This window comes from Streptomyces sulphureus DSM 40104 (genome assembly GCF_000381025.1).
Lineage (GTDB): Bacteria > Actinomycetota > Actinomycetes > Streptomycetales > Streptomycetaceae > Streptomyces > Streptomyces sulphureus.
On the sequence record NZ_KB905817.1, the window covers coordinates 182861 to 205645 of the forward strand.

Annotated in this window: 34 protein-coding genes; 2 read left to right on the forward strand and 32 right to left on the reverse strand. The window is 69.0% G+C overall.

Going from position 1 to position 22785, the window contains the following annotated elements; all coding sequences use genetic code 11:
* Window positions 1–38: 38 nt before the first annotated feature.
* Entirely contained in the window at window positions 39–1700 is a 1662-nt protein-coding gene (locus F603_RS0116150; protein WP_019547046.1) for an ABC-F family ATP-binding cassette domain-containing protein, read from the reverse strand.
* Between the two features lie 238 nt (window positions 1701–1938).
* On the opposite strand from F603_RS0116150, the gene F603_RS0116155 reads away from it, so the two are divergent.
* Both F603_RS0116155 and F603_RS0116160 read left to right on the forward strand, forming a co-directional pair.
* Window positions 1939–2676: a hypothetical protein gene (locus F603_RS0116155; RefSeq protein WP_019547047.1), complete on the forward strand. Its 738-nt coding sequence runs from the start codon at window positions 1939–1941 to the stop codon at window positions 2674–2676.
* 547 nt (window positions 2677–3223) lie between these two features.
* Window positions 3224–4531: an MFS transporter gene (locus tag F603_RS0116160; RefSeq protein ID WP_019547048.1), complete on the forward strand. Its 1308-nt coding sequence runs from the start codon at window positions 3224–3226 to the stop codon at window positions 4529–4531.
* A gap of 276 nt (window positions 4532–4807) precedes the next feature.
* Here F603_RS0116160 and truA read toward each other — a convergent pair whose 3' ends face one another.
* The 31 genes from truA to rplC all read right to left on the reverse strand — a co-directional run bounded on the left by truA (window position 4808) and on the right by rplC (window position 22779).
* Entirely contained in the window at window positions 4808–5686 is an 879-nt protein-coding gene (gene truA / locus F603_RS0116165; RefSeq protein ID WP_019547049.1) for a tRNA pseudouridine(38-40) synthase TruA, read from the reverse strand.
* Between the two features lie 93 nt (window positions 5687–5779).
* Window positions 5780–6268, reverse strand: a complete 489-nt coding sequence (rplQ, locus tag F603_RS0116170; protein ID WP_019547050.1) for a 50S ribosomal protein L17 — start codon at window positions 6266–6268, stop codon at window positions 5780–5782.
* 152 nt (window positions 6269–6420) lie between these two features.
* Complete coding sequence (locus F603_RS0116175; RefSeq protein WP_019547051.1) at window positions 6421–7443, reverse strand: DNA-directed RNA polymerase subunit alpha; 1023 nt, start codon at window positions 7441–7443, stop codon at window positions 6421–6423.
* Window positions 7444–7595: 152 nt separating this feature from the next.
* Window positions 7596–8222, reverse strand: a complete 627-nt coding sequence (rpsD, locus tag F603_RS0116180; RefSeq protein WP_016909709.1) for a 30S ribosomal protein S4 — start codon at window positions 8220–8222, stop codon at window positions 7596–7598.
* A 40-nt stretch (window positions 8223–8262) separates the two neighbouring features.
* The gene (rpsK, locus tag F603_RS0116185; RefSeq protein ID WP_019547052.1) at window positions 8263–8667 is read right to left on the reverse strand and encodes a 30S ribosomal protein S11; all 405 of its coding nucleotides are present in this window, start codon (window positions 8665–8667) and stop codon (window positions 8263–8265) included.
* A 119-nt stretch (window positions 8668–8786) separates the two neighbouring features.
* Complete coding sequence (rpsM, locus tag F603_RS0116190; RefSeq protein WP_016909707.1) at window positions 8787–9167, reverse strand: 30S ribosomal protein S13; 381 nt, start codon at window positions 9165–9167, stop codon at window positions 8787–8789.
* A 220-nt stretch (window positions 9168–9387) separates the two neighbouring features.
* Entirely contained in the window at window positions 9388–9501 is a 114-nt protein-coding gene (rpmJ, locus tag F603_RS0116195) for a 50S ribosomal protein L36 (RefSeq protein ID WP_003956441.1), read from the reverse strand.
* 67 nt (window positions 9502–9568) lie between these two features.
* On the reverse strand, window positions 9569–9790 hold the full coding sequence (gene infA / locus F603_RS0116200) for a translation initiation factor IF-1 (protein ID WP_003948620.1): 222 nt from the start codon (window positions 9788–9790) through the stop codon (window positions 9569–9571).
* 258 nt (window positions 9791–10048) lie between these two features.
* On the reverse strand, window positions 10049–10885 hold the full coding sequence (gene map / locus F603_RS0116205; RefSeq protein ID WP_019547053.1) for a type I methionyl aminopeptidase: 837 nt from the start codon (window positions 10883–10885) through the stop codon (window positions 10049–10051).
* Window positions 10886–11102: 217 nt separating this feature from the next.
* A complete protein-coding gene (locus tag F603_RS0116210) occupies window positions 11103–11753 on the reverse strand; it encodes an adenylate kinase (protein WP_019547054.1) in 651 nt (216 codons plus the stop codon).
* Window positions 11753–13066, reverse strand: coding sequence for a preprotein translocase subunit SecY (gene secY / locus F603_RS0116215; RefSeq protein WP_019547055.1), 1314 nt, complete (start codon window positions 13064–13066; stop codon window positions 11753–11755). The genes F603_RS0116210 and secY overlap by 1 nt, the downstream gene beginning before the upstream one ends.
* A 224-nt stretch (window positions 13067–13290) precedes the next feature.
* Window positions 13291–13755, reverse strand: a complete 465-nt coding sequence (gene rplO / locus F603_RS0116220; RefSeq protein WP_019547056.1) for a 50S ribosomal protein L15 — start codon at window positions 13753–13755, stop codon at window positions 13291–13293.
* Between the two features lies 1 nt (window position 13756).
* A complete protein-coding gene (rpmD, locus tag F603_RS0116225; protein WP_016909702.1) occupies window positions 13757–13939 on the reverse strand; it encodes a 50S ribosomal protein L30 in 183 nt (60 codons plus the stop codon).
* Window positions 13939–14541, reverse strand: a complete 603-nt coding sequence (rpsE, locus tag F603_RS0116230; RefSeq protein ID WP_016909701.1) for a 30S ribosomal protein S5 — start codon at window positions 14539–14541, stop codon at window positions 13939–13941. The genes rpmD and rpsE overlap by 1 nt, the downstream gene beginning before the upstream one ends.
* A 70-nt stretch (window positions 14542–14611) precedes the next feature.
* On the reverse strand, window positions 14612–14995 hold the full coding sequence (rplR, locus tag F603_RS0116235; protein ID WP_019547057.1) for a 50S ribosomal protein L18: 384 nt from the start codon (window positions 14993–14995) through the stop codon (window positions 14612–14614).
* Window positions 14996–14998: 3 nt separating this feature from the next.
* A complete protein-coding gene (gene rplF, locus F603_RS0116240) occupies window positions 14999–15538 on the reverse strand; it encodes a 50S ribosomal protein L6 (RefSeq protein ID WP_016909699.1) in 540 nt (179 codons plus the stop codon).
* 22 nt (window positions 15539–15560) lie between these two features.
* Complete coding sequence (gene rpsH / locus F603_RS0116245; RefSeq protein ID WP_016909698.1) at window positions 15561–15959, reverse strand: 30S ribosomal protein S8; 399 nt, start codon at window positions 15957–15959, stop codon at window positions 15561–15563.
* Between the two features lie 223 nt (window positions 15960–16182).
* Window positions 16183–16368 carry a type Z 30S ribosomal protein S14 gene (locus F603_RS0116250; protein WP_016909697.1) on the reverse strand — a complete coding sequence of 62 codons (186 nt, stop codon included), beginning with the start codon at window positions 16366–16368 and terminating at the stop codon, window positions 16183–16185.
* Between the two features lies 1 nt (window position 16369).
* Window positions 16370–16930, reverse strand: a complete 561-nt coding sequence (gene rplE / locus F603_RS0116255) for a 50S ribosomal protein L5 (RefSeq protein ID WP_016909696.1) — start codon at window positions 16928–16930, stop codon at window positions 16370–16372.
* Window positions 16930–17253 carry a 50S ribosomal protein L24 gene (gene rplX / locus F603_RS0116260; RefSeq protein WP_016909695.1) on the reverse strand — a complete coding sequence of 108 codons (324 nt, stop codon included), beginning with the start codon at window positions 17251–17253 and terminating at the stop codon, window positions 16930–16932. Before rplX ends, rplE begins: the two co-directional genes overlap by 1 nt.
* 2 nt (window positions 17254–17255) lie before the next feature.
* Window positions 17256–17624 carry a 50S ribosomal protein L14 gene (gene rplN, locus F603_RS0116265; protein WP_016909694.1) on the reverse strand — a complete coding sequence of 123 codons (369 nt, stop codon included), beginning with the start codon at window positions 17622–17624 and terminating at the stop codon, window positions 17256–17258.
* A 136-nt stretch (window positions 17625–17760) separates the two neighbouring features.
* Complete coding sequence (gene rpsQ, locus F603_RS0116270; protein ID WP_019547058.1) at window positions 17761–18057, reverse strand: 30S ribosomal protein S17; 297 nt, start codon at window positions 18055–18057, stop codon at window positions 17761–17763.
* Window positions 18057–18281 carry a 50S ribosomal protein L29 gene (gene rpmC / locus F603_RS0116275; protein ID WP_016909692.1) on the reverse strand — a complete coding sequence of 75 codons (225 nt, stop codon included), beginning with the start codon at window positions 18279–18281 and terminating at the stop codon, window positions 18057–18059. The genes rpsQ and rpmC overlap by 1 nt, the downstream gene beginning before the upstream one ends.
* Window positions 18281–18700 (reverse strand): 50S ribosomal protein L16, encoded by a 420-nt coding sequence (gene rplP / locus F603_RS0116280; protein WP_016909691.1) that lies wholly within the window; start codon window positions 18698–18700, stop codon window positions 18281–18283. The genes rpmC and rplP overlap by 1 nt, the downstream gene beginning before the upstream one ends.
* Window positions 18701–18705: 5 nt before the next feature.
* Window positions 18706–19557, reverse strand: coding sequence for a 30S ribosomal protein S3 (gene rpsC / locus F603_RS0116285; protein WP_016909690.1), 852 nt, complete (start codon window positions 19555–19557; stop codon window positions 18706–18708).
* On the reverse strand, window positions 19557–19904 hold the full coding sequence (gene rplV / locus F603_RS0116290) for a 50S ribosomal protein L22 (RefSeq protein ID WP_019547059.1): 348 nt from the start codon (window positions 19902–19904) through the stop codon (window positions 19557–19559). Before rplV ends, rpsC begins: the two co-directional genes overlap by 1 nt.
* Before the next feature lie 42 nt (window positions 19905–19946).
* Window positions 19947–20228 (reverse strand): 30S ribosomal protein S19, encoded by a 282-nt coding sequence (rpsS, locus tag F603_RS0116295; RefSeq protein ID WP_016909688.1) that lies wholly within the window; start codon window positions 20226–20228, stop codon window positions 19947–19949.
* A gap of 15 nt (window positions 20229–20243) precedes the next feature.
* On the reverse strand, window positions 20244–21080 hold the full coding sequence (rplB, locus tag F603_RS0116300; protein ID WP_019547060.1) for a 50S ribosomal protein L2: 837 nt from the start codon (window positions 21078–21080) through the stop codon (window positions 20244–20246).
* A 39-nt stretch (window positions 21081–21119) separates the two neighbouring features.
* A complete protein-coding gene (gene rplW / locus F603_RS0116305) occupies window positions 21120–21461 on the reverse strand; it encodes a 50S ribosomal protein L23 (protein ID WP_016909686.1) in 342 nt (113 codons plus the stop codon).
* Window positions 21461–22126, reverse strand: coding sequence for a 50S ribosomal protein L4 (gene rplD / locus F603_RS0116310; RefSeq protein ID WP_019547061.1), 666 nt, complete (start codon window positions 22124–22126; stop codon window positions 21461–21463). Before rplD ends, rplW begins: the two co-directional genes overlap by 1 nt.
* 8 nt (window positions 22127–22134) lie before the next feature.
* Complete coding sequence (gene rplC / locus F603_RS0116315; protein ID WP_019547062.1) at window positions 22135–22779, reverse strand: 50S ribosomal protein L3; 645 nt, start codon at window positions 22777–22779, stop codon at window positions 22135–22137.
* Window positions 22780–22785: the final 6 nt, after the last annotated feature.

A 22785-nucleotide genomic window follows, 5' to 3' on the forward strand; every position in this document is an offset into this window, starting at 1 on the left:
ACCTGCACCCGCACGGGTCAAAACCGCTCCACCGCCCCTCACCGGACCCGGGCCACCCGCTCCTCGTCCCAGACGGGTTCGGGCACCTCGCGCACCCGGCCGTCGGCGCCGAAGACGAGGAAGCGGTCGAAGCTCCGCGCGAACCAGCGGTCGTGCGTCACGGCGAGAACGGTGCCCTGGTAGGACTCGAGCCCCTCCTGGAGCGCCTCGGCCGACTCCAGGTCGAGGTTGTCGGTCGGCTCGTCGAGGAGGAGCGCGGTGGTGCCGGCGAGCTCGAGGAGGAGGATCTGGAAGCGCGCCTGCTGTCCGCCGGAGAGCCGGCCGAAAGGCTGCTCGGCCTGGCGGGTCAACTCGTAGCGGTTGAGCGCGGGCATCGCGGCGCCGCGGTCCTGCGCGTGGTCCTTCCAGAGGATCTCCAGCAGGGTGCGGTCCTGCAGCTCGGGGCGCAGGTGGGTCTGCGCGAAGTGCCCCGGGACGACGCGGGCGCCCAGCTTCCAGCTTCCGGTGTGCGCCACGGGGCCGCCCTCCGCCTCCGTCGAGGGCCCTGCCTCGCCCGGTGCACCGCTCGCCAGGAGCCGGAGGAAGTGCGACTTGCCCGAGCCGTTGGAGCCGAGCACCGCGACCCGCTCGCCGTAGAAGACCTCCAGGTCGAACGGGTGCATGAGCCCCGTGAGTTCGAGCCGCTCGCAGGTGACGGCGCGGACGCCCGTGCGCCCGCCGCGCAGCCGCATCCGGATGTCCTGCTCGCGCGGCGGCTGCATCGGGGGACCGGCCTCCTCGAACCTCTGGAGCCGGGTGCGGGCCGCCTGGAGGCGGGAGGCCATGTCCGAGTTGAAGGCGGCCTTCTGCTTGTACATCGTGACGAGGCGCCTCAGCTTGTCGTGCTCCTCGTCCCAGCGGCGGCGCAGCTCCTCGAACCTGGCGAACCGCTCCCGCCTGGCCTCGTGGTACGTCGCGAACCCGCCGCCGTGCACCCAGACGTCGCTGCCGGCAGCGCCCGGCTCGACGCTGACGAGCTTCTCCGCCGCGTTGGCGAGGAGTTCGCGGTCGTGCGAGATGAAGAGGACGGTCTTGCCCGTCTCCCGGAGCTGCCCCTCCAGCCACCGCTTTCCCGGTACGTCGAGGTAGTTGTCCGGCTCGTCGAGGAGGAGGACCTGCTCCTGGCCGCGGAGCAGCGCCTCCAGTACGAGGCGCTTCTGTTCGCCGCCGGAGAGCGTGCGCACCGAGCGCCAGCGTGCTCGCGCGTACGGGACGCCGAGGGCGGCGACCGTGCACATGTCCCAGACGGTCTCTGCCTCGTAGCCGCGGGCCTCGGCCCAGTCGGCCAGGGCCTGCGCGTACTGGAGTTGGGTGCGCTCGTCGTCCCGCTCCATGAGCGCCTCCTCGGCCGCCTCCACTTCGGCGGCGGCACGGCGGATGCGGGGCGGTGCGACGGAGACGAGGAGGTCGGCGACGGTCGAGTCGTCCCGCACCGAGCCGACGAACTGCGGCATCACGCCGAGCCCTCCGCTGCTGGTGACCGAGCCGGAATCGGGGGCCAGTTCGCCCGCGACCAGGCGCAGCAGCGTCGTCTTGCCCGCACCGTTGGCGCCGACGAGGCCGACCGTCGCGCCCTCGCCGACGCGGAAGGAGACGTCGTCCAGGAGCGGGCGGCCGTCGGGCAGGAGGTAGTGCAGGTGCGCGACTTCGACGTGACCCATGGGGCGATTCTCGCCCGGCGGCGCCGTCCGGGGCGAACGGATTATTCCCCTTCCGTCCGCCTCCGCCGGGCTGCGGAGGCGCGTGCGGGCTGCACCGCGGCGCACGGGCGTCTATAGGATGCGCGGCATGAGCTTTGGGCAGGGGGGACCCGAGTGGGGTCCAGGGGGTTCGTCCACGCCGGACTGGACAGCGCTTGCCGAGGAGGCCGAGCGGGCCAAGGCCCGGCGCCGGCGGTGGATGGTGGTGGGCGGCGGGGCGCTCGCAACGGCCGCCGTCGCGGGGATCGTCGCCGTCGCCGTCGTCAACGAGGGCTCGGGCGGGGGCGCTTCGGACGCACCGTCGAGTTCGCTCCCCTCGCCCGAGGAGCTGCCGACGGACCCCGGCACCCAGCCGGAGCCGACGTTCAAGGACGAGCCCCCGCCGCCGCCCCCGCCGCTCGACTTCATCAAGAGCGCCGAGCGCGACAGGGCACCGCTCGGCACGGAGACCCTCTTCCCCACGGAGAAGGTCACCATCAACGGCCGCGGCTACCAGCGAGCCGAAACCCAGGGGACCACCGAGTGCGCGAAGGCGACCCACTCCGACCTCGGCAAGGTCCTCGACAGGCACGGCTGCAAGGAGCTCTACCGCGCCACCTTCACCCGGCAGGGCCTCGCCGTCACCGTCGGGATAGCGGTCTTCGACAAGAGCCGCACGGCGGCGGCCGTGAAGAAGGAGTACGAGCCCAACCTCAACGCGCTGCCCGGCAGCGGCGTCCCCGACTTCTGCCGCACGGTGACGTGCCGCACCACCGCCAACTCCCTCGGCAGGTACGCCTTCTTCACGATCGCGGGCCGCACCAACGGCAAGCCTTCGACGAGCGAGGACAAGACAGCCGCACGCGTGAGCCTCGACGGCTCGGACTACGCGTACGCACGCGTACTCCAGCGCGGCAAGGCGCAGTCCTCGAAGGCAGCGGCGGCACCCGGGGAGTGACGTCCGTGGCGCCGGGCGCGGACACGTGGCCGCCGTGCACGGCGGCGGACCGGGCGGCTGATCCCATGGGGCGTCCCGTCCAACGTCCGTAGCAGACGGAGCAGTTGCGGCACTCTCGCCACCCAACGCGCCGCCAGGAGTCCGGTCCGCACCGGGGGCGCACGACCTTCGCAGCGGCGAACACCCGCAGTGCCGCCCCGGTCACCACGCGCCCAGCCCGACTCCTCCCGGGGCGCACAGCGGACGCGCCGGCCGCGCGGCCTTCCGACGGAGCGGCGGTCGGGGCGGCGGGTGCCCCTGTACGCCCGTCTCATCGTCGAGCCCCTGACCTCCCTCCGTGATATAGATGCACTATGAAACGTTCGTCCGAGCGGACCCGCACACCGCGTGCTGCACGCCACACGGGCCCGCCTCGCGTACGTCGCCTCTGACCGACACCCGCTCCCCGAAGCCGCCGGCCTAGGGGAGCCGTGCCGCGCGCGGTCCTCACGTGCAGGCGCTCGCGCGGTACCACCCGTCGCACCTTCGTCGAAAGGGGAGCACGCCGATGGCCGGCCGCACCGCGGGCCCAGCAGCGAACCCGCTCAAGCAGCCGAAGGCGGTCTTCGCCGTCGCCTTCGCCTGTGTCGTCTCGTTCATGGGGATCGGCCTCGTCGACCCGATCCTCCCGGCGATCTCCGAGGACCTCGACGCCTCGCCGAGCCAGGTCACCCTGCTCTTCACCAGCTACCTCGTCGTCACCGCCGTCGCGATGCTGATAACCGGCTGGGTCTCCAGCCGGATAGGCGCCAAGCGGACGCTCCTCGTGGGCCTCGCGATCATCGTCGTCTTCAGCGCGCTCGCCGGGGCGAGCGGTTCGATCGACGGGATCGTCGGCTTCCGCGCCGGCTGGGGCGTCGGCAACGCGCTCTTCATCGCGACGTCGCTCGCCGTCATCGTCGCCTCCGCCAGCGGCGGCTTCGCCGGCGCGATCATCCTCTACGAGACGGCACTCGGCCTCGGCATCGCGATGGGGCCGCTCGTCGGCGGCCTGCTCGGGCACATAAGCTGGCGCGGGCCCTTCTACGGCGTCGCCGCGCTGATGGCGATCGCGATGATCGCCACCTGGGTGCTCGTCGAACCGCTCCCGAAGCCGGAGCGCAAGGGCCGGCTGACCGACCCGCTGCGCGCCCTGCGCCACCGCGGGCTGCTCACCATGTCGCTCACCGCGCTCTGCTACAACTGGGCGTTCTTCACCGTCCTCGGCTACGCGCCCTTCCCGATGGAGCTCGGCGCCATCCAGTTGGGCTTCGTCTTCACCGGCTGGGGGCTGCTCGTCGCGCTCTTCTCCGTGGTCGGCGCCCCGTGGCTGCAGAGCCGGCTCGGCCTCGCGCGCACCCTCTACGCCAACCTCGCGCTCTTCGCCGTCGTGGTGCTCGTCATCGCCGTCTGGACGACGACGAAGCCGGTGCTCATCTGCGCCGTGATCGTCGCCGGCGTCTTCATCGGCATCAACAACACCGTGACGACGCAGGCGGTGATGACGGTCGCGCCCGTCGAGCGTCCCGTCGCGTCGGCCGCGTACGGGTTCGTACGGTTCATCGGCGGTGGGCTCGCGCCCTTCGCCGCAGGCAAGCTCGTCGAGGCGAGCAACGTGCACGTGCCGTTCTACCTCGGCTCCGGCGCCCTCCTGCTCGGCATCGCCGTCCTCGCGACCGGACACCGCTTCCTGGAGGACGCGGAGCGCACGCAGGCGGCCGAGGCCGCCGGGCACGAAGTCCCCGCGCCCGAGGCCGAGTCGGCGCCCGACGCCGCGCAGGACACGGAGCCGGGCCAGCACCAGGCGACGGTACCGGCGGACCGCGCCGCCGAGTGAACACGGGCGCGAGCGGCGCCCCTGCGGCCCCGCTCGCGCCCGACTCGCCCTCCGCCGAGTCGCGTTGCTCCACGGACGCCAGCCGCGCGACCGACCGCGAGACGGGCGGCAGCACCGCAGCGAGCTCGCCCCCAGCCGTCACCTCCCTGCACGGGGCGCGGCACCACGCAGTCGTGCTCCGCCTGGGAGTTGACGGCGTCGGGGCCGTGAGACGCGGTAGGAAGCGCCCCGGGGCGTCTCAATTCGCCTTGCACACCCAGGGATTCAGCCACGGGCTCACCCGCAGCACCCCGACCCCCCGGGCAACGTACGCCGGTTGCGCGCCTCGCGGTTCCGCTCGGCGAGGCGGCTGTCGGCCGGGTAGCCGACCTCCTCCAACGTCAGCCCGTGCGGGCGCACCACGTGCACGGCCGAGTCCCGCACCCCGGCGGCGAGCACCTTCGCGGGCCACTGCGGACCGCGGTGCCCGTCGCCGACGAAGAGCAGCGCGCCCACCAGCGCGCGCACCATGTTGTGGCAGAACGCGTCGGCGCGGACGGTCCCCTCCAGGACGCCGTCCTCCCGCCGTACCCAGTGGAGTTGCTGGAGGGTGCGGATCGTCGTGGCGCCCTCGCGCTTCTTGCAGTACGCCGCGAAATCGTGCTCTCCCAGCAGCCCGGCCGCCGCCTCGTTCATCGCGTCGACGTCCAACGGCCTGTTGTGCCAGAGGACATGGCCCCGCTGAAGGGGATCGACGCCTCCCGGATGATCGGTGACGCGGTACGCGTACCGCCGCCAGACCGCGGAGAACCGCGCGTCGAAGTGCGGGGCCGCCTCGGCCACCCGCCAGACGCGGACGTCCATCGGGAGCCGTCCCGCGAGGCGCCGCAGGAGCTGGGCGCCCTGCTCCTCCCAGAGCGCGGCCGGCACGTCGACGTGCGCCACCTGCCCCCGCGCGTGCACGCCGGAGTCCGTACGGCCCGCAACGGTCAGCTCGGGCGCTGCGGCGCCGCGCGTCACCACACGGAGCGCCTCCTCGATCTCCCCCTGCACCGTCCGCTGGCCCCGCTGCTTCGCCCAGCCCGCGAACTCCCGCCCGTCGTAGGCGAGATCGAGCCGCACCCGGACCCGCTCACCCGCCGGGACCGCCCCGGCCGTACCGCTCAGCTCATTCACCCGTCGCTCCTCCCACCGACCGAAGAACCCCCGCAGACGGCGAACGGGCCCGCCCCCGAGGGAGCGGACCCGTCAGCCGGAAGTGCCGGAGGCTCAGGCGTCCTTGGACTCCTCGGCCTCCTCGGCCTTGGTGTCCTCGGCCTCGGCCTCGGCCTTGGCTTCGGCGTCCTTGGCCGTGCGCTTCGTCGCCGCCTCGGCCTCGCCGACAGCGGCCTGCTGCACGGTGAGCGCCTCGACGAGCTCGATCACGGCCATCGGCGCGTTGTCGCCGCGACGCGGGCCGATCTTGGTGATGCGGGTGTAACCGCCGGGGCGGTTCTCGTACCGCGGGCCGATCTCGGTGAAGAGGGTGTGCACCACGCCCTTGTCGGTGATGGTGCGCATCACCTGGCGACGGTTGTGCAGGTCGCCCTTCTTCGCCTTGGTGATCAGCCGCTCGGCGACGGGCCGCAGCTTCCGGGCCCGCGACTCAGTGGTGGTGATACGGCCGTACTCGAAGAGGTCCGTGGCGAGGTTCGCCAGCATGGCCTTCTGGTGCGCGGCACTGCCACCGAGACGGGGACCCTTGGTGGGCTTCGGCATCTTCTCTCTCCTTGAACTCTGCACCGGCCGTGTCAGGTACCGGTGTCAGGCCGACGAGGCGGGCGCCCCGCCGGAGTCCGTACGCGCCACGGGCGCCTACGGCGCTCGGCCCGCGCACCGGGCGGACGCCGGGTGCGCGGGCCGAGAACGGCTCAGTACTGCTCGGTCTCCACGAAGCCCGCGTCCGCGTCGTCTTCGGCGCCGAAGGCGTCGGCGGCGGCGGTCGGGTCGAATCCGGGCGGGGAGTCCTTCAGCGCGAGGCCCATGCCGGCGAGCTTCGCCTTGACCTCGTCGATCGACTTCGCACCGAAGTTGCGGATGTCGAGCAGGTCCGCCTCGGAGCGCGCGACGAGCTCGCCCACGGAGTGGATGCCCTCGCGCTTCAGGCAGTTGTAGGAGCGGACGGTGAGCTCCAACTCCTCGATCGGCAGCGCCAGATCGGCGGCGAGCGCGGCGTCCGTCGGGGACGGGCCCATGTCGATGCCCTCGGCGTCGACGTTGAGCTCGCGCGCCAGGCCGAAGAGTTCCACGAGGGTCTTGCCCGCGGAGGCCATGGCGTCGCGCGGACGCATCGCCTGCTTCGTCTCGACGTCGACGATCAGCTTGTCGAAGTCGGTCCGCTGCTCGACACGGGTGGCCTCGACCTTGTAGGTCACCTTCAGCACCGGCGAGTAGATCGAGTCGACCGGGACGCGCCCGATCTCCTGGCCCACCTGCTTGTTCTGCACGGCGGAGACGTAGCCGCGACCGCGCTCGACGGTGAGCTCCATCTCCAGCTTGCCCTTGCCGTTGAGGGTGGCGAGGACGAGGTCCGGGTTGTGCACCTCGACGCCGGCCGGCGGCGCGATGTCCGCAGCCGTCACGTGGCCGGGGCCCTGCTTGCGCAGGTACATCACGACCGGCTCGTCGTGCTCCGAGGAGACGACGAGGCTCTTGATGTTGAGGATCAGGTCGGTGACGTCCTCCTTGACGCCCGGCACGGTCGAGAACTCGTGCAGGACGCCGTCGATCCGGATGCTCGTCACGGCGGCACCGGGGATCGAGGAGAGGAGCGTACGACGCAGGGAGTTACCGAGGGTGTAGCCGAACCCCGGCTCCAGCGGCTCGATCACGAACCGCGAGCGGAACTCGTCGACGACCTCTTCGGTGAGAGAGGGGCGCTGAGCGATCAGCATGGGGTGTGTTCCTCCAGTCTTCGGCAACCGCTATTTGATGCCGATCACCGGGCCGCATCCGACACGGCACGGTGTTCTTGCAAGGGTACGGGCGCCGCGGCGGAACCGGACCGCGAAGTCCGGCCACCGCGGGCCCGTACCGGTGCGAGCTGCTACTTGGAGTAGAGCTCGACGATGAGCTGCTCCTGCACCTGGGTGTCGATCACCTGGCGCTCGGGCAGCGAGTGGACGAGGATGCGCAGTTGCGACGGGACGGCCTCCAGCCACGCCGGCACCGTCCGCTCGCCGGCCTCCGCCTGAGCCACCTGGAAGGGAACCAGGTTCCTGGCGCCCTGGCGGACCTCGACGATGTCGTTGACGCTGACCCGCGCCGACGGGATGTCGGTCTTGCGGCCGTTCAACTGGATGTGGCCGTGCTTCACCAACTGGCGAGCGTGGTCACGGGACTTCGCGAAGCCCGCCCGGTAGACCACGTTGTCCAGACGGGTCTCCAGGATGCGCAGCAGGTTCTCGCCTGTCTTGCCCTGCTGGCGGTTGGCCTCGGTGAAGTACCCGCGGAACTGCTTCTCCAGAACGCCGTAGATGCGCGCGGCCTTCTGCTTCTCGCGCTTCTGCAGCAGGTACTCGGAGTCCTTGGTGCGCCCGCGCCCGTGCTCACCCGGGGGGTAAGGACGGATCTCGATCGGGCACTTCGCGCTCTCGCACTTGCTCCCCTTGAGGAAGAGCTTCTGCTTCTCCCGACGGCAACGCTTGCAGTCGGCCCCGGTGTAACGCGCCATTGTCTTGTTGATCTCCTATTTTCTTCTGGAGCCCGCGGAATCAGACCCGGCGACGCTTGGGCGGGCGGCAGCCGTTGTGCGGGGTCGGGGTGACGTCCTGGATCGAACCCACCTCGAGGCCGGTGGCCTGGAGCGAGCGGATCGCGGTCTCACGGCCGGAGCCGGGGCCCTTGACGAAGACGTCGACCTTGCGCATGCCGTGCTCCTGCGCGCGACGAGCGGCGTTCTCCGCGGCCATCTGCGCAGCGAACGGCGTCGACTTCCGCGAGCCCTTGAAGCCGACGTGGCCGGCCGAGGCCCAGGAGATCACGTTGCCGGTCGGGTCAGTGATCGAAACGATGGTGTTGTTGAACGTGCTCTTGATGTGAGCGTGCCCGTGGGCAACGTTCTTCTTTTCCTTGCGGCGCACCTTCTTGGTGGCGGCCGCACGGCCCTTCGGAGGCATAGCTGAAAACTCCCGTGGAGGTGGTCGGTCCTGCAACGCGGACCGCGTGTACGTCCGCGGCGGCCGGGCGGAGGTTCAGGCCCGTGCGCCTCGACGGCCGCGGCAGCGTCCGGTGCGGACTACTTCTTGCCCGGCTTCTTCTTGCCGGCGATCGCGCGACGCGGGCCCTTGCGGGTGCGGGCGTTGGTCTTCGTACGCTGACCGTGGACCGGGAGCCCGCGCCTGTGGCGCAGACCCTCGTAGCAGCCGATCTCGACCTTGCGGCGGATGTCGGCCTGGATCTCGCGGCGGAGGTCGCCCTCCACCTGGAGGTTGTTGTCCACGTACTCGCGCAGCTTGACCAGGTCCTCCTCGGCGAGGTCCCGGACACGGACGTCGGGGCTGACCCCGGTCTCGGTCACGGTCTGCCGGGCGAGGGTGCGCCCGATGCCGAAGACGTAGGTGAGGGCGACCTCGATGCGCTTCTCACGCGGGAGGTCGACGCCTGCGAGGCGTGCCATGGGATGTGGCTCCTGATGTGTTCGTAGGAGGTCTGCCGCAGCACCGTCCCCCGGTTTGACGTGCCCGGCCGCCGGAGCGGTACGGACCCGAGGCACACGAGGTCCCCGGCCTCCTGCCGGGGGTGTCGTCCCCTGCTGGGCAGGGGGGTCGGGCGCTGCGTATGTACTTGTGATTCGCGTCGCGCGAAGAACCGCGAGGGTGCGAAGGGGTTGGCTGCGGTCAGCCCTGGCGCTGCTTGTGGCGCAGGTTGTCGCAGATGACCATGACCCGACCGTGGCGGCGGATCACCTTGCACTTGTCGCAGATCTTCTTGACGCTCGGCTTGACCTTCATGGGTGTGAGGTTCTCCGGGTCAGTCCGCCACCCCACGGGACGTGGGATCGCGGCTCGATCTGTCGCTCTACTTGTAGCGGTAGACGATCCGTCCGCGCGTCAGGTCGTAAGGGGAGAGTTCCACCACGACCCTGTCGTCGGGGAGGATACGGATGTAGTGCATCCGCATCTTGCCGCTGATGTGCGCGAGGACCTGGTGTCCGTTCTGGAGCTCCACCTTGAACATCGCGTTCGGGAGAGACTCGACGACGGTGCCCTCGATCTCGATGGCCCCTTGTTTTTTGGCCATGCTTGAGCGCTTCACCTTCCGGGATCGGCTACCTACCTTCTGATCGACTCGGGACGCTCGGCAGTCCGTCGCTGGGCACACGGGCCTCGGGCCGGAGAAACCGGAACCGGGGAGTCGGTGAACAGCGCAGGGCATACCGCTAGACCTGGGCCGACGAGCCATCCTACGGCAGTGACCCCGGAAAGACGAATCTCGGATTCTCCCCACCGAACCGGCTCCTTATGTCAGGTAGCCCGGAATCGGAGCGCCCCGTGGGGTTCAGGCGAGCGGATCGGGTGCCGTCTCGACGCCGAGCTCCGCGAGCTTCGCCTTCCCGCCGTCCGGCGCCGTCAGGACGAGGGGTCCCTCCTCGGTGAGCGCCACCGAGTGCTCCCAGTGGCTCGACCACGTACCGTCGTTGGTCTTCACCGTCCAGTCGTCGGAGAGGACGTGCGTCTTCGGGGTGCCGAGGCTCACCATCGGCTCGATCGCCAGGCACATGCCGGGCACCAGCTTCGGGCCGCGTCCGCGGCGGCGGTCGACGTAGTTGAGCAGGTGCGGGTCCATGTGCATCTGCGAGCCGATGCCGTGGCCGCCGTAGTCCTCGACGATCCCGTACTTGCCGGACGCCGGGAGCGGCTGCCTGCGGATGTACCCCTCGATCGCCTTCGAGACGTCGACGAGCCGGTTCCCCTTGCGGACGGCCGCGATCCCCGCCCACATCGACTCCTCGGTCACCCGGCTCAGTTCGCGGAGCTCCGCCGAGTGTCCCTCCCCCACGAAGACGGTGAGCGCGGCGTCGCCGTGCCAGCCGTCGACGATCGCGCCCGCGTCGATCGAGAGGAGGTCGCCGGCCTTCAGTACCGTCCCGCGGTCCGGGATGCCGTGCACGACGATGTCGTTGACCGAGGTGCAGATGTTGCCGGGAAACCCGCCGTAGCCGAGGAAGTTGGGCTTGGCGCCGTGGTCGGCGAGGACCTTCGCCGCGACCTCGTCGAGGTCCTTGGTGGTCGCCCCGGGGACGGCGGCCTCGGCGCAGGCGCGGTGGATCGCGGCGACCACCAGCCCCGCCTCGCGCATCTTCGCGATCTGCTCCGGGGTCTTGATCTCCACCATGGCGAACGTCGCCTTCCTGCACCGAGGGTTGCTGTCGATTGCTTGCGGTCGCTGACGGGCCGCACCCGGCACCGCAGAGCGCGGTGACGACGAGGACGCCGCGGTACCGCCCGACAAGTCTGCCACCCGCGGCCGTGGAAGGAGACCCCGCAGGACGCCTCGCGGCCCGTGCCCCGGCTGCGGGGGCACGGGCCGCGTGAGTCGCTGCGCCGCGGGCTCAGCTCTTGCCGAGGGCCGCCATCGCGCGGCCCGTCACCTCGGTGACGGAGCCGAGCGCGGAGATGGTCGTCACCAGGCCCTGCTCGCGGTAGTGCTCGATGATCGGCTCGGTCTCCTCGTGGTAGACGGCGAGGCGCTTGCGCACCGTCTCCTCGCGGTCGTCGTCCCGCTGGTAGAGCTCGCCGCCGCAGATGTCGCAGACGCCCTCCGTCTTCGGGGCGCTGTACTCCACGTGAAAGACGTGGCTGCTGTCGCTGCGGCAGATACGGCGGCCGGCGATCCTCTTGACGATCTCCTCCTCGGGGACCTCCAGATCGAGGACGGCGTCGAGCTCCTCGCCGTCCTCCTTGAGGATGCCGTCGAGCGCCTCGGCCTGCGCGATGTTCCGCGGGAACCCGTCGAGCAGGAATCCGCCCGCCGCGTCGGGCTCGGACATGCGGTCCTTCGCCATGCCGATGGTGACCTCGTCGGGTACCAACTGCCCGCCCCGCATGTATTCCTGAGCCTTCTGCCCGAGCTCGGTGCCCTGGCTGATGTTGGCGCGGAAGAGATCTCCGGTGGAGATGTGCGGAATGGAGAGTTTCCCGGCGAGGACAGTGGCCTGCGTGCCCTTACCCGCGCCAGGCGGTCCGACGAGGACGATTCGCATCAGCGGAGGAACCCTTCGTAATGGCGCTGCTGGAGCTGGCTCTCGATCTGCTTCACAGTTTCGAGTCCGACGCCCACGATGATCAGGATGCTCGTCCCGCCGAAGGGGAAGTCCTGCTGAGCGTTGAACAAGATCAGCGCGACGGTCGGCACCAGGGCGATCAGCCCCAGGTACAGAGAGCCCGGCCACGTGATGCGGTTCAGTACGTAGCTCAGGTACTCCGCGGTGGGACGACCGGCCCGGATGCCCGGGATGAAGCCACCATACTTCTTCATGTTGTCGGCAACTTCCTCGGGGTTGAAGGAGATGGCGACGTAGAAGAAGGCGAAGAAGACGATGAGTACGAAGTACGTGACGATGTAGAGCGGGTGGTCACCCTTGACGAAGTGCGCCTGAATCCATTCCGCCCATCCTGCTTGCGAACCGCTGAACTGAACGATCAGCGCCGGAATGTAGAGGAGCGAGGAGGCGAAGATGACCGGGATCACACCGGCTTGGTTGACCTTCAGCGGAATGTAGGTCGAGGTGCCGCCGTAACTCCTGCGCCCGATCATGCGCTTCGCGTACTGGACGGGGATGCGCCGCTGCGCCTGCTCGACGAAGACGACGAGCGCGACCATCGCGAGACCGCAGAGGATCACCGCGCCGAACTCGATCCAACCGTCGGCGAGCTTGCCCTGCTTCTTGATCGACCAGAGCGCACCGGGGAACCCGGCCGCGATGGAGACGAACATGAGGATGGACATGCCGTTGCCGATACCGCGGTCGGTGATGAGCTCACCGAGCCACATGATCAGCGCCGTGCCGGCCGTCATCGTGAGCACCATCGTGATCGTGGTGAAGATCGAGCTGTTCGGCACGATTTCGTTGGCGACCGAGCAGTTCTGGAAGAGGCTGCCGCTGCGCGCGGTGGCGACGAGGCCCGTCGCCTGAAGGACCGCGAGCGCGACCGTCAGATAGCGGGTGTACTGGGTGATCTTCGCCTGTCCTGCCTGCCCCTCCTTCTTCAGCGCCTCGAGCCGCGGGATGACCACGACGAGGAGCTGGAGGATGATGCTGGCCGTGATGTACGGCATGATGCCGAGCGCGAAGATGGTGATCTGGAGCAGCGCACCGCCGCTGAACATGTTGACGAGCCCGAAGAGCCCGGACTGGTTCTGCGCTTCGTCCATGCACTGCTGGACGTTCTGGTAACTCACGCCCGGCACGGGGATGTGGGCCCCCACCCGGAAGAGCACCATGATGCCGAGCGTGAAGAGCAGCTTCTTACGCAGGTCGGGCGTCTGAAACGCTCGGGCGAACGCGGTGAGCACGGTGCCTCCTGCGCCCCCCGCGATCAACCACGCGAGAGGTGACGGTCTTGAGGATCGACGGATATTCGACTACGCGACCGCGAGACGACCCCACGGTCACAAGCAACAGCGCACGACACCTTACCGGCGACTGCACCGCCCTAGAAACGACCGGCTGAGAAACAACCGCCGGGGACGCCCCGTTGGAGCGCCCCCGGCGAAGTTGAGTCAACCGCCCAACGAACTCAGGAGAGTTCGGTGACGGTTCCGCCCGCGGCGGTGATCTTCTCCTTCGCCGAGCTGGAGACCTTGTCGACGGTCACCTGCACTGCGACGGGAATGTCGCCGGAGCCGAGCACCTTCACGAACTCGTTCTTGCGTACCGCGCCCTTGGCGACCAGGTCGTCCTTGGTCACCTCGCCGCCCTGCGGGTAGAGGGCGGCCAGCTTCTCCAGGTTGACGACCTGGAAGTGCTTGTGGCCCGGGTTGTTGAAGCCCCGACGCTTGGGCAGCCGCATCTGGAGCGGCAGTTGCCCGCCCTCGAAGCCGGCGGGGACCTGGTAGCGGGCCTTGGTGCCCTTGGTGCCACGTCCGGCCGTCTTGCCCTTGGAAGCCTCACCGCGACCCACGCGGGTCTTGGCGGTCTTCGCGCCGGGCGCCGGCCGGAGGTTGTGGACCTTCAGCGGCTTGCTCTCGGAAGAGTCAGCCATCTCAGTCGACCTCCTCGACCGTGATGAGGTGCTGTACGGAATGCACCATTCCGCGCACCTCGGGACGGTCCTCCTTGACGGCCACGTCGTTGACGCGCTTGAGACCGAGGGTCCGCAGCGTGTCTCGGTGGTTCTGCTTCGTCCCGATGACGGACTTGTTCTGCGTGATCTTCAGGCGAGCCATTACGCGCTCACCCCGGCACGGGCGCGCAGCAGTGCCGCGGGCGCCACGTCCTCGAGCGGCAGACCGCGGCGGGCCGCGATCTCCTCCGGGCGCTGGAGGCCGCGGAGGGCGGCCACCGTGCCGTGGACGATGTTGATCGGGTTCGACGAGCCGAGCGACTTGCTCAGCACGTCGTGGATGCCCGCGCACTCCAGCACGGCGCGCACCGGGCCACCGGCGATCACACCGGTACCGGGGGAAGCCGGCTTCAGCAGCACGACGCCCGCGGCCTCCTCACCCTGGATCGGGTGCGGGATGGTGCCCTGGATACGCGGGACCTTGAAGAAGTGCTTCTTGGCCTCCTCAACGCCCTTGGCGATGGCGGCCGGCACCTCCTTGGCCTTGCCGTACCCGACACCCACGGTGCCGTCGCCGTCGCCCACCACGACGAGCGCGGTGAAGCTGAAGCGACGACCACCCTTGACAACCTTGGCGACACGGTTGATCGCGACAACGCGCTCAACGTACGCGGTCTTCTCGGCAGCAGCGCCGCCGTCCCGGCCCTTCCGGTCCCGCCGCTCGCCGCCACCGGCGCCGCCACCGCGGCGCTGGGGTCCAGCCATTGGATTTACCTCTCTCATCTACGCCCGCGGGCGCCGAAGCGCCCACGGGGCCCATAGCTCTTCGGCCGGCTCAGAACTTGAGACCGGCCTCGCGAGCGGCGTCAGCCAGGGCGGCGATCCGCCCCGCGTACTTGTTTCCACCACGGTCGAAGACGACGGCCTCGATGCCGGCGGCCTTCGCGCGCTCGGCGACGAGCGCGCCGACCTGCCTGGCCGCCTCGCTCTTGTCGCCCTCGCCGCCGCGGATGGACGAGTCGAGGGACGAGGCCGAGGCGACGGTGTGGCCGATGGTGTCGTCGATGACCTGAGCGGTCATGTTCCGGTTGGAGCGAGTGACCACGAGCCTGGGGCGCTCGGGAGTGCCCGAGACCTTCTTCCGGATGCGCAGGTGCCGGCGCTTGGCGGCAGCCCGCTTGTAAGCGTCGCCCTTAGCGATCTTCACGCCGTATGTCATGGCTTACTTACCAGCCTTTCCGACCTTGCGGCGGATGGTCTCGCCGGCGTACTTCACGCCCTTGGCCTTGTACGGGTCGGGCCTCCGCAGCTTGCGGATGTTGGCGGCGACCTCGCCGACCTTCTGCTTGTCGATCCCCTCGACCGTCAGCTTGGTCGGCGACTCGACCTTGAAGGAGATGCCCTCGGGCGCCTCCACCACGATCGGGTGGCTGTAGCCAAGCGAGAACTCCAGGTCGGAGCCCTTCGCCTGGACGCGGTAACCGACACCGCTGATCTCAAGGTCCTTGGTGAATCCCGTGGTCACGCCAGTGATCATGTTCGCCACCAGCGTCCGGGACAGACCGTGCAGGGCCTTGTTCCGAGTCTCGTCGTTGGGACGGGTGACGAGGATCTCGCCCTCCTCGCCCCTGGCGACCTCGATGGGCTCAGAGACGGTCTGCGCGAGGGAACCCTTGGGGCCCTTCACCGCGACGCTCTGGCCTTCGATGGTGACGTCCACACCGGCGGGAACCTGGATGGGGAGCTTGCCGATACGCGACATTGCTTTTCTCCTCCGTTCCCGACTACCAGACGTAGGCGAGGACTTCCCCGCCCACACCCTTCTTGCTGGCCTGCCTGTCGGTCAGCAGACCGTGGGACGTGGAGATGATCGCCACGCCCAGGCCGCCGAGGACCTTCGGCAGGTTGGTGGACTTTGCGTAGACCCGCAGACCCGGCTTGGAGATCCGCTTGATGCCGGCGATCGAGCGCTCGCGGTTCGGGCCGAACTTCAGCTCGACGACGAGGCTCTTGCCGACCTTGGCGTCCTCGGTCTTCCAGCCGGTGATGTAGCCCTCCTGCTGGAGGATCTCCGCGATGTGCGACTTGATCTTGCTGTGCGGCATCGACACCGAGTCGTGGTAAGCCGAGTTCGCGTTCCGCAGACGCGTCAACATGTCTGCGATTGGGTCGGTCATGGTCATGTGATGGCCTTCGGCCTCTCTCGCCGGGGTTTCCTGTCTGCACCGTCCTTCTCCCCGAGCTTGTCGGGACAGGTGTGGTGCGGGGACCTACGGCGTAGTCGAATCCATTGGCGGGCGGTGCCCGCTCCGGTCGTGGGCGTCGGGCCGGCCCCCACCAGGTTAGGCGATCGCCCCACCTGGGGAGTCCGGGCCCGGCGCCCGGTGAGCTACCGGGAGCCTGCGGTTACCAGGAGCTCTTGGTCACGCCCGGCAGCTCGCCGCGGTGCGCCATCTGACGAAGGCACACGCGGCAGAGGCCGAACTTGCGGTACACCGATTGCGGACGGCCGCAGCGCTGGCAGCGCGTGTAGCCGCGGACCGCGAACTTCGGCTTGCGGTTGGCCTTGGCGATCAGGGCCTTCTTCGCCATGTCAGTTCTCCTTGAAAGGGAAGCCGAGGTGACGCAGGAGGGAGCGGCCCTCGTCGTCGGCGGTCGCCGTGGTGACCACGGTGATGTCCATGCCCCGGACCCGGTCGATCTTGTCGGGGTCGATCTCGTGGAACATGACCTGCTCGGTGAGACCGAAGGTGTAGTTGCCCCGACCGTCGAACTGCTTCGGCGAAAGACCGCGGAAGTCGCGGATGCGCGGCAGCGCCAGCGACAGCAGGCGGTCAAGGAACTCCCACATGCGGTCGCCGCGCAGCGTGACGTGCGCGCCGATCGGCTGCCCCTCGCGCAGCTTGAACTGCGCGATGGACTTGCGGGCCTTGGTGATCGCCGGCTTCTGGCCCGTGATGGTGGCGAGGTCGCGGACCGCGCCGTCCATCAGCTTCGAGTCACGGGCGGCGTCGCCGACACCCATGTTGACCACGATCTTGGTCAGCCCCGGGATCTGCATGACGTTCTCGTACTTGAACTCGTCCTGCAGCTTGCCCTGGATCTCTTCGCGGTAGCGCTGCTTCAGGCGCGGCGCTTCAGTGGTGGCAGTCATCAGATGTCCTCACCGGTCCGCTTGGCAACGCGGATCTTGTTGCCGTCCTCGTCGAAGCGGTATCCGATGCGAGTGACGACCTTATTGCCGTCCTTCTCCACCACGAGCTGAACGTTGCTCACGTGGATCGGAGCCTCGGTCGTGACGATGCCCCCGGTCTTCGAACCGCGAGCCGTCTGCCCGGCCTTGGTGTGCTTCTTGACCCGGTTGACACCCTCGACGATGACGCGGTCCTCGCGCGGGTAGGCCACGATGACCTTGCCCTGCTTGCCCTTGTCCTTGCCGGTGATGACCTGAACCAGGTCGCCCTTCTTGATCTTCATGGTCACAGCACCTCAGGGGCGAGCGAGATGATCTTCATGAACTTCTTCTCGCGCAGCTCTCGGCCGACGGGGCCGAAGATGCGGGTGCCACGCGGGTCGCCGTCGTTCTTGAGGATGACGGCCGCGTTCTCGTCGAAGCGGATGTACGAGCCGTCGGGGCGGCGGCGCTCCTTCACGGTGCGCACGATGACCGCCTTGACGATGTCGCCCTTCTTCACGTTCCCACCCGGGATCGCGTCCTTGATGGTAGCGACGACGACGTCACCGATGCCCGCGTAGCGCCGGCCCGAGCCACCGAGAACACGGATGGTGAGGATCTCCTTGGCACCCGTGTTGTCGGCGACGCGCAGCCGAGACTCCTGCTGGATCACGTCTATCTCCTGATCGTCTGCCGGTTCCCGGAGGGGTGCGCCACCGAGGTGTGCACCCCACCGAGCCTGGCGGAACCTGCCCTGGGTCAGTCCCAGGCTGTATGAACGGAACCTCCTTGCGGAGGCCCCTGGTTGGCTACTTGGCCTTCTCGAGGATCTCGACGACGCGCCAGCGCTTGGTCGCGGAGAACGGCCTGGTCTCCATGAGGAGAACGCGGTCCCCGACACCAGCGGTGTTCTGCTCGTCGTGTGCCTTGTACTTCTGCGTACGGCGGATGACCTTGCCGTACAGCGAGTGCTTCACACGGTCCTCGACAGCGACGACGACGGTCTTGTCCATCTTGTCGCTGACGACCAGGCCCTGGGCCGTCTTGCGAAAGCCCCGGCCGGCGGCGGTGCCGCTGTTCTTCTCAGTCACATTCGTCTCGCTCATCAGGCGCTCTCCACCGTCTCGATGCCCAGCTCGCGCTCACGCATCAGGGTGTAGATCCGGGCGATCTCCTTGCGGACGGCCTTCAGCCGACCGTGGTTCTCAAGCTGCCCGGTCGCCGCCTGGAAGCGGAGCTTGAACAGCTCGTCCTTGGCCTCGCGGAGCTTGGTGACAAGCTCCTCGTTGCCCAGCTCGCGCAGCTCGGACGCCTTGGTTCCGGCCGCCATCACGCGTCACCTGCCTCGCGCCGCACGATGCGGCACTTCATCGGAAGCTTGTGAGCAGCGCGGGTGAGCGCCTCACGAGCAATCTTCTCGTTCGGGTAGGACAGTTCGAACATCACGCGACCAGGCTTGACGTTCGCGATCCACCACTCCGGCGAGCCCTTGCCCGAACCCATGCGGGTCTCGGCGGGCTTCTTCGTCAGCGGGCGGTCGGGGAAGATGTTGATCCACACCTTGCCGCCACGCTTGATGTGCCGGGTCATCGAGATACGTGCGGCCTCGATCTGCCGGTTGGTGACGTACGCGCCGGTGACGGCCTGGATGCCGTACTCGCCGAACGCGACCTCGGTACCGCCCTTGGCCATCCCCTTGCGCTTGGGGTGGTGCTGCTTGCGGTGCTTGACCCTGCGCGGGATCAGCATGACGGTCAGCCCTCCGTTCCGCCGCTAGTCGAGGACGAGCCCTCAGCCGCGGGAGCGCTGGCGGCCTCGGCCTTCGGGGCCTCGGTGGCGCCGGCGCCCTGCGCCTCGCGGTTCTGCGGCTTGCGGCCGCGGCCACCGCGCTCGCCGCCCCGACGGGGACGGTCGTTGCCACCGCCGCGCGACGGGCGGTTGCCCGCGCGGGCCGCGGCGTTCTCGGCGCGCACCTCGGCGATGTTCTTGACGTCGCCCTTGTAGATCCAGACCTTCACACCGATCCGGCCGAAGGTGGTACGGGCCTCGAAGAAGCCGTAGTCCACGTTGGCGCGCAGCGTGTGCAGCGGCACCCGGCCCTCGCGGTAGAACTCCGAACGGGACATCTCGGCCCCGCCCAGGCGTCCACCGCACTGGATCTTGATGCCCTTGGCCCCGGCCTTCATCGTCGTCTGCATGCTCTTGCGCATCGCGCGACGGAACGACACACGCGACGAGAGCTGCTCGGCGACGGCCTGGGCCACGAGCTGGGCGTCGGTCTCGGGGTTCTTGACCTCGAGGATGTTGAACTGGATCTGCTTGCCGGTGAGCTTCTCCAGGTTCCCGCGCAGGCGGTCGGCCTCGGCGCCGCGGCGGCCGATGACGATGCCGGGACGGGCGGTGTGGACGTCGACGCGAACCCGGTCACGGGTGCGCTCGATCTCCACCTTGGAGATACCGGCCCGCTCCATGCCCTGCGTGAGCATGCGGCGGATCGCGACGTCTTCCTTGACGTAGTCCTTGTACAGCTTGTCGGCGTACCACCGGGACTTGAAGTCCGTGGTGATGCCGAGCCGGAACCCGTGCGGGTTTACCTTCTGGCCCATTACCGGGTTCCTTCCTTGCTGCTCACGACCACGGTGATGTGGCTCGTCCGCTTCCGGACTCGGTACGCGCGGCCCTGCGCGCGCGGCCGGAACCGCTTCAGGGTCGGGCCCTCGTCGACGTACGCCTCCGAGATGAAGAGCGTGTCGGCGTCCGTGTGGTCGTAGTTGTGCGCGGCGTTGGCGATGGCGCTGTCGAGCACCTTGCCGACCGGCACGCTCGCGGCCTGCGGGGCGAAACGCAGGACCGCCTGAGCCTCCGTGGCGTCCATGCCACGGACAAGGTCCACCACCCGGCGGGCCTTCATGGGCGTGACGCGCACGTAGCGCGCGGAGGCCCTGGCTTCCATGGTTGTCCCTTCGGTGTCAGTCATAGTCTTCACACCCGCCGGTCAGCGACGCCGCGACTTGCGGTCGTCCTTGACGTGGCCGCGGAAGGTGCGGGTCGGCGCGAACTCGCCGAGCTTGTGGCCGACCATCGACTCGGTGACGAACACCGGGACGTGCTTGCGGCCGTCGTGCACCGCGATCGTGTGGCCCAGCATGGCCGGGACGATCATCGAGCGGCGAGACCAGGTCTTGATGACGTTCTTGGTGCCCGCGTCGTTCTGGGTGTCCACCTTCTTGATGAGGTGGCCGTCGACGAAGGGCCCCTTCTTGAGACTGCGCGGCATCGAAAACCCCGCCTCCTAGCGCTTCTTGTTCGTCTTGCGGCGGCGGACGATGTACTTGTTGCTGGCCTTCTTCGGGGAGCGGGTACGCCCCTCCTTCTGGCCCCACGGCGACACCGGGTGCCGGCCACCGGAGGTGCGACCCTCACCACCACCGTGCGGGTGGTCGATCGGGTTCATCACGACACCGCGCACGGTCGGGCGGACGCCCTTCCAGCGCATGCGGCCCGCCTTGCCCCAGTTGATGTTCGACTGCTCGGCGTTGCCGACCTCACCGACGGTGGCGCGGCAGCGGACGTCGACCAGCCGGATCTCGCCGGACGGCATACGGAGGTGGGCCATGCGGCCCTCCTTCGCCAGCAACTGCACCGAAGCACCGGCGGAGCGGGCGAACTTGGCGCCGCCCCCGGGCTGGAGCTCCACGGCGTGGATCACGGTACCGACGGGGATGTGCCGCAGCGGGAGGTTGTTCCCGAACTTGATGTCGGCGTTCGGCCCGTTCTCCACACGCGCGCCCTGCTTCAGGCCGGCGGGCGCCAGGATGTAGCGCTTCTCGCCGTCGACGTAGTGCAGCAGCGCGATGCGCGCGGTGCGGTTGGGGTCGTACTCGATGTGCGCGACCTTCGCGGGCACGCCGTCCTTGTCGTGACGACGGAAGTCGATCACTCGGTAGGCGCGCTTGTGGCCACCGCCCTGGTGGCGAACGGTCACACGACCGGCGTTGTTACGGCCGCCCTTGCTGTGCAGCGGGCGGACCAGCGACTTCTCCGGCGTGGACCGCGTGACCTCGACGAAGTCGGCGACGCTGGCGCCACGACGCCCAGGAGTCGTCGGCTTGTACTTGCGGATACCCATTTCTCAGTCCTCGTCCGATATCGGACGACCAGACCTCCCTCAGGAGGTCGGGCCGCCGAAGATGTCGATACGGTCGCCCTCGGCGAGGGTCACGATGGCGCGCTTGGTGTCTGCGCGCTTGCCGTAACCGGTGCGGGTGCGCTTGCGCTTGCCCTGCCGGTTGATCGTGTTGACCCCGGTGACCTTGACCTCGAAGACCGCCTCGACGGCCTGCTTGATCTGGGTCTTGTTGGCGCGCGGGTCGACGAGGAACGTGTACTTGTTCTCGTCGAGCAGCGCGTAGCTCTTCTCCGAGACGACCGGCTTGATCAGCAGGTCACGGGGGTCCGTGAGCGTCTTGCTGGTCACACCGGTGGTCCGGGTGTCGGCCCCTGCGGCCATCAGGCGTCGCTCCCTTCGAGCTCAGCCTCGTGCGAAGCGGCCGGCGTCCTCGCCGCCAGGAAGGCGTCGAAGGCGGCCTTCGTGAAGACCACGTCGTCGGAGACGAGCACGTCGTACGTGTTCAGCTGGCCCGGCTCCAGGATGTGGACCTGGGGCAGGTTGCGGGCGGAGAGCCACGCGGCCTCGTCGGAGCGCTCGACGACGAGCAGGAGCTGCTTGCGCTCGCTGATCTTGCCGAAGAGCGTCCGCGCGGCCTTGGTGGAGGCCTCGCCCTCGACCACGCCGTTCACGACGTGGATACGGTTGTTGCGCGCCCGGTCGGAGAGGGCGCCGCGGAGCGCGGCGGCCTTCATCTTCTTCGGGGTCCGCTGGGAGTAGTCGCGCGGAACGGGTCCGTGCACGACGCCACCGCCGGCGAACTGCGGTGCGCGGACGGAGCCCTGACGTGCGCGTCCTGTGCCCTTCTGGCGGTACGGCTTCTTGCCGCCGCCGCGGACCTCACCGCGGGTCTTGGCCTTGTGCGTGCCCTGGCGGGCAGCGGCCAACTGACCCACGACGACCTGGTGGATCAGCGGAACGCTGACCTGCGCGTCGAAGATCTCTGCCGGGAGCTCTACGGTCCCGGCCTTCTCGCCTGCCGGCGAAAGAATGTCAACGGTGCTCATGGTTACCTTCAGGCCCCCTTGGCCGCGCTACGGACCAGGACGAGGCCGCCGTTCGGACCGGGGACAGCGCCCTTGATGAGCAGCAGGCCCTTCTCCGCGTCAACAGCGTGGACGGTCAGGTTCTGGGTGGTGACCCGCTCGTTGCCCATCCGGCCGGCCATCTTCGTGCCCTTGAAGACACGACCAGGAGTGGCGCAGCCGCCGATGGCGCCCGGCTTGCGGTGGATGCGGTGCGCACCGTGGCTGGCCTTGCCGCCATGGAAGCCGTGCCGCTTCATGCCGCCGGCGAAGCCCTTGCCCTTCGACTTGCCGGTGACGTCGACCTTGATGCCCGCCTCGAAGGTGTCGGCGCTGATCTCCTGGCCGAGCGAGTACTCGCCGGCGTCGGAGGTGCGCAGCTCCACGAGGTGGCGACGCGGGGTGACGTCCGCCTTGGCGAAGTGGCCCTTGAGGGGCTTGTTCACCTTGCGCGGGTCGATCTCGCCGAAGGCGATCTGGACGGCCTCGTAGCCGTCCGCCTCTGCGGTGCGGACCTGGGTGACCACGTTGGGGCCGGCCTTGACGACGGTCACGGGAACGACGCGGTTCTGCTCGTCCCAGACCTGGGTCATGCCGAGCTTCTCGCCCAGGACGCCCTTGATCTGCTTAGCCATCTTCTT